We start from the raw sequence: 4,259 nt of genomic DNA, 5'->3' as shown, positions 1-4,259 counted from the left end.
CGATATTCATATGATGTGCTGGGGGACCGGTCGGGAGAGGACGGAGGGTGAGTATGTGCGACTACTCGAAGCTGCGGGGTGGAAATGCGTCGATTCGTGGTACCCGAGCAATCGGATGATGGGAGTCATCGAGGGGCATTAGTGACCTGGGTCGACGGGACTCACTGGCGATTCGGGTCCCCTGCGTGAATCGCCCACTTCAAGTCACGCCATGGGCGGCGTCAGGACTCCGGTGGTCCGGCGGAGGTGGCTCAAGATCACGAGCACTCCGGCCAGGGCGAGCGCGGCCACCAGGCCGAAGGCTGCGTAGCCAAGCGGCTGGACCCAGGCCGGTACGCCGTTCGACAGGCCGCGCCTCATCCGCATGGTCACCGTATCCTCACCGCCTGCTCGCGGGTCCACGGCCAGCGGCGCAAAGGCATAGAAACCCGCCTGTCCGGGTCCGTACCGTAGGTAGAAATACCAGATCCCGTTCTCAGGGAAGGTATATTCCAGCCGGTACACTCCCACGCCGGCAGGCGTGAGGACACGTCGCTTCTTCAAGTATCTTTCGGGGTTTGGTTTCGTCATCGACAGAAAAAGTTCTCTGCCTCCGGCCGCGTCCGGCGGGGTCAGCAGAACCTCGACCACGCTTGGGGTGCCGGGGGCTTGGTGTCGGATGGTGAGTGTGACGCTGGGCGCATCCTGAGGCGGCGGTGCCGCGCGGCTGGGTTGGCGGGCGAGAGCGGGAGTCATGACGCCCATCGCTACCCCCATCAGAATCATGAGGAGACGCGCGGTCTCAGGCAAGTCTGGGTTGGAGCACCCCGGCGACCGCTGCGCCGGCCCACCCCGCCACGGCCGCGAGCAGGAGAGCAGGGACGAGGGCGGCGCCTATCGTCGTGGTCGTCCAAATGATGCCGTCTGCAGCTCGGACCACCGCGAGGTTCACGACGATCGTCACAAGCCCTGCGGTCGTGCCTGCGAGCCATCCCGGAGCGTGCCTCTTTGCCAAGAGGTCGGCCGTTATCCCCGATGGTACGAGTAGCGGGATCAGCGGGCGGGAAAATCCGGCCAGGTCCAAGCGTGAGGCGGTCATGAGCCAGATCGCAATGGCAACTCTGAACACGGTAAACGCAACTGTCACGAGGGTCGCCCCCCACGGCCGGGCTCTCAGCCGCGAGACCAGCACCAGCACGAAGCTCGGCAGCCCGCCAAGCAGAATCGGATGAAACACGGTCGGGAATTGCGGCACATTGAACTCGTACTCGGCCAGCACGAGCACCGTCCAGCCCAGAAGGGCCGCACCGAAGAATAGGGTCACGTCACCGAACAGGGCGGAACGCCGGGCGCTGCGGGCGACACCGCGCTCCAGCCAGGCACTCACCAGCCCTCCGAAGCTCGCCAGCGTGAGGCCGAGAATGCCGACGAGATGCATGGGTCCCCACAGGGTAATATCAACTCCAAACAAACGGTGCCAGAGATCATCCAACGGGGCGAAGGCGAGCACGAGGCCCGCCGCGATGGACACGATCATGATGCCGCCGTGAAGCCACAGCGGGCCGACGCGCAGATGGGCCGGGGTCTTGCGTCGATCTCGCCACAGCGCGTACAGACCGGTCAGCAGGACGATGGCCAGACCACTATAGAGGAAGTCGTGTGGCGGAGTGAAGAACGTGTCGCGTCCCTTGTCGATGTGCCAGGCGATATCCCAGTAAATGCCCAGCAGGGCGGCGAGCGCCCCGGCCGCCAGGACCGGAAGCACACCGAGCGCCCAGAGGTCGGCGGCCGGCAGTGTCTCGCCGCTTCGAGGATGAGGTAGCAACGCCGTCAAGTAGCGGTCCGTACCGCCGCCATCTGCGGCCTCACCAGGAACTCCTGACAGGCGGCCACGCCGGCGCCGAGGGGCATGCGGATGCCGGCGAGGATGCAGGCCATCTCCATGCCGGCGATCGTGGCAACGACCTCCAGCTCGTTGAGCGAGCCGAGGTGGCCGATCCGGAAAACCTTGCCCTTTAGCCGACCGAGGCCTGTGCCGAGCGCCAGGTTGAGGCGCTGGGCCGCCGTGCGAACCACCGCCTCCGCATCCGTCCCTTCGGGCACGACGGCCGCGGTCAGGCTGTGTGAGAAGAGTGCCGGCTCCTTGCAGAGGATGGAGAGCCCATCCGCAGTGACCGCACGCCGGACCGCCTCGGCGAGACGGCGGTGTCGCGCTAACACGTTGGGGAGTCCTTCTTCCATGAGCATCCGGATGGCCTCGCGCAGCCCGTACAGCATGAGCGTGGCCGGGGTGTAGGGGAAGTAGCCCCGCCGGCTGTCATCGAGGACCGGCCGCCAGTCGAAGAAATACCTCGGGGCGGTGCATGTCGCGCCCGCCTCGATCGCCCGCGGGCCGGCGCAGACGATCGCCATGCCCGGCGGCAGCATCAACCCCTTCTGCGTGCCGGTGAGCGCGACGTCGACCTCCCATTCGTCGAAACGAAAATCGATGCTGCCGAGCGCGCTCACCACGTCGACGAGGAGCAGCGCCGGGTGGTTGGCCGTGCGCATCGCCGCGCGGATCGCCCGCAGGTCCGACGTGACCCCCGTGGACGTCTCGTTGTGCACCACGAGGACCGCCTTATAGGTGCGGGCGGCGTCGGCGGCCAACCGCTCGTAGACGAGCTCGGGAGGCACTCCGTCTCCCCACGTCAGGTCGAGCTCGTCGACCGCCATGCCGAGTCGCCTGGCGCACTCGGCGTACAGGTGACTGAAGTGGCCGATGTTGAACGCGAGCACGCGGTCCCCCGGGTTGAGGGTATTGACCAGCGACGCCTCCCAGGCGCCGGTTCCGGACCCAGGATACAGGACGATCTCGCCGCGCGTAGTCTGGAAAACCTGCTTGAGCCCGGTCAGGATCTCGCCCACGAGCGCCGGCAGCTCGGGGCCGCGGTGGTCGGGGACGGGGCGATCCATGGCCCTCAGGATGCGATCGGGGACGTTGGTGGGGCCCGGGATCTGAAGAAAGTGTCTGCCTGGCATCGGGGGCTCCTCGGCGCGACCTGATCGATGGGCTTCGCAGGACCGCAGAGATTTCCCTCCGCGCGGTCCTTCGGCCTTAGGCGGAGGGTTTCACCATTTCTTCAACTGCGCTCCGGAGGGGTTCGGCCCCTCGGGCATCGAAACACAGGTCCGTGAGCGGTGCGGAGACGCGCCCCGGCGCGTATGCCGGGTACGCCCTGGATCTCGATGGGACTGTGTACCTCGGTGAGCGGCTGCTGCCGGGCGCACGCGAGACGATCTCTGGGCTGCGCGGGGCGGGCCGACGAGTGGTCTTTCTCACGAACAACCCGCTGCTCACCTGTGAGGCGTACGCGGCGCAGCTGACCCAGATGGGGGTGCCGACGGAGCCCGACGCGGTGGTGAACTCCTCCCAGGTCATGGTCGCCTATCTCCGGGCCCGGTTTCCCGGGCAGCGCCTCTTCGTCATTGGAGAACGGTCGTTTCGGGACGAACTGCTCGACGCAGGATTTTCCCTGACCGAGCAGCCCGAAGCGGTCGATGTCGTGGTCGCGGCGTTCGACCGTGGGTTCGACTACCGCAAGTTGCAGATCGCGTTCGACGCCGTCCGTGCCGGTGCCCGATTCGTCGCGACCAACCGTGACCCGTACTGTCCGGTCCCCGGAGGCGGGCTGCCCGACTGTGCGGCAATCATCGCGGCCATCGAAGCGTCGACGGGGGCGCGGGTCGAGGAGGTGGTGGGGAAGCCTTCAGCGGTGATGGCTCGAGCGGTGCTCGATCGCCTGGGGCTGCCTGCGGACCGCACGATCATGGTGGGGGATCGCTTGGAAACCGACATCGCGATGGGGGTGCGGGCCGGGATGCACACCGCGCTGGTGTTGACCGGCGCGACCCGGCGATCGGATCTGGCGGAGACGTCGGTGCACCCGGAGTTCGTGCTCGACGATCTCCGGGGACTGCTGCCGCGCGAGGCGGCGGAGGGGCGGGTACGTTGACCGCGATGGGTGTGGCGGAGGCGGGATGGTCGACCGAGGGTCGCGGGCGGCGGTTTATCAGGACGGGCCGGACGCTCGGGGTGGCCCATCGGGGGGCAGCCCGATACGCACCGGAGAACACGCTCGCGGCATTCCGGCGGGCATTGGAGGATGGGACCCCGGCCGTCGAGTGCGATGTGCGCCGCACGCGAGACGGCCACCTAGTCGTCATCCACGATCCCACCGTGGACCGGACGACGGACGGCGGGGGCCTCGTCGGATCACTGACTCTCGACGAACTGCGCC

At 67.4% G+C, this 4,259-nt stretch carries 5 protein-coding genes; 2 read left to right on the top strand and 3 right to left on the bottom strand.

The features are described from left to right. Positions 1 to 204 precede the first annotated feature (204 nt). The 3 genes from VFP86_19015 to VFP86_19005 are packed head-to-tail and all read right to left on the bottom strand — an operon-like array spanning position 205 to position 3,000. Entirely contained in the window at positions 205 to 735 is a 531-nt protein-coding gene (locus VFP86_19015; GenBank protein HET9001741.1) for a hypothetical protein, read from the bottom strand. 46 nt (positions 736 to 781) lie between these two features. Next, a complete protein-coding gene (locus tag VFP86_19010) occupies positions 782 to 1,813 on the bottom strand; it encodes a hypothetical protein (protein HET9001740.1) in 1,032 nt (343 codons plus the stop codon). Beyond that, positions 1,810 to 3,000 carry an aminotransferase class V-fold PLP-dependent enzyme gene (locus VFP86_19005; GenBank protein HET9001739.1) on the bottom strand — a complete coding sequence of 397 codons (1,191 nt, stop codon included), beginning with the start codon at positions 2,998 to 3,000 and terminating at the stop codon, positions 1,810 to 1,812. Before VFP86_19005 ends, VFP86_19010 begins: the two co-directional genes overlap by 4 nt. Before the next feature lie 152 nt (positions 3,001 to 3,152). Here VFP86_19005 and VFP86_19000 point away from each other — a divergent pair, with 152 nt between their 5' ends. Next, a complete protein-coding gene (locus VFP86_19000) occupies positions 3,153 to 3,974 on the top strand; it encodes an HAD-IIA family hydrolase (GenBank protein HET9001738.1) in 822 nt (273 codons plus the stop codon). Then, a partial coding sequence (locus VFP86_18995; protein HET9001737.1) for a glycerophosphodiester phosphodiesterase family protein occupies positions 3,971 to 4,259 on the top strand: 289 nt, incomplete at its 3' end. The genes VFP86_19000 and VFP86_18995, both read left to right, overlap by 4 nt.

The sequence above is a fragment of the bacterium genome, assembly GCA_035703895.1.
Lineage (GTDB): Bacteria > Sysuimicrobiota > Sysuimicrobiia > Sysuimicrobiales > Segetimicrobiaceae > Segetimicrobium.
This window is presented reverse-complemented; position numbering and strand designations above follow the sequence as displayed.

Excerpts from the sequence above, each read along its gene's own strand:
- VFP86_19015 (HET9001741.1), bottom strand. The coding sequence starts at position 735 with ATGACTCCCGCTCTCGCCCGCCAACCCAGCCGCGCGGCACCGCCGCCT.
- VFP86_19005 (HET9001739.1), bottom strand. The coding sequence starts at position 3,000 with ATGCCAGGCAGACACTTTCTTCAGATCCCGGGCCCCACCAACGTCCCC.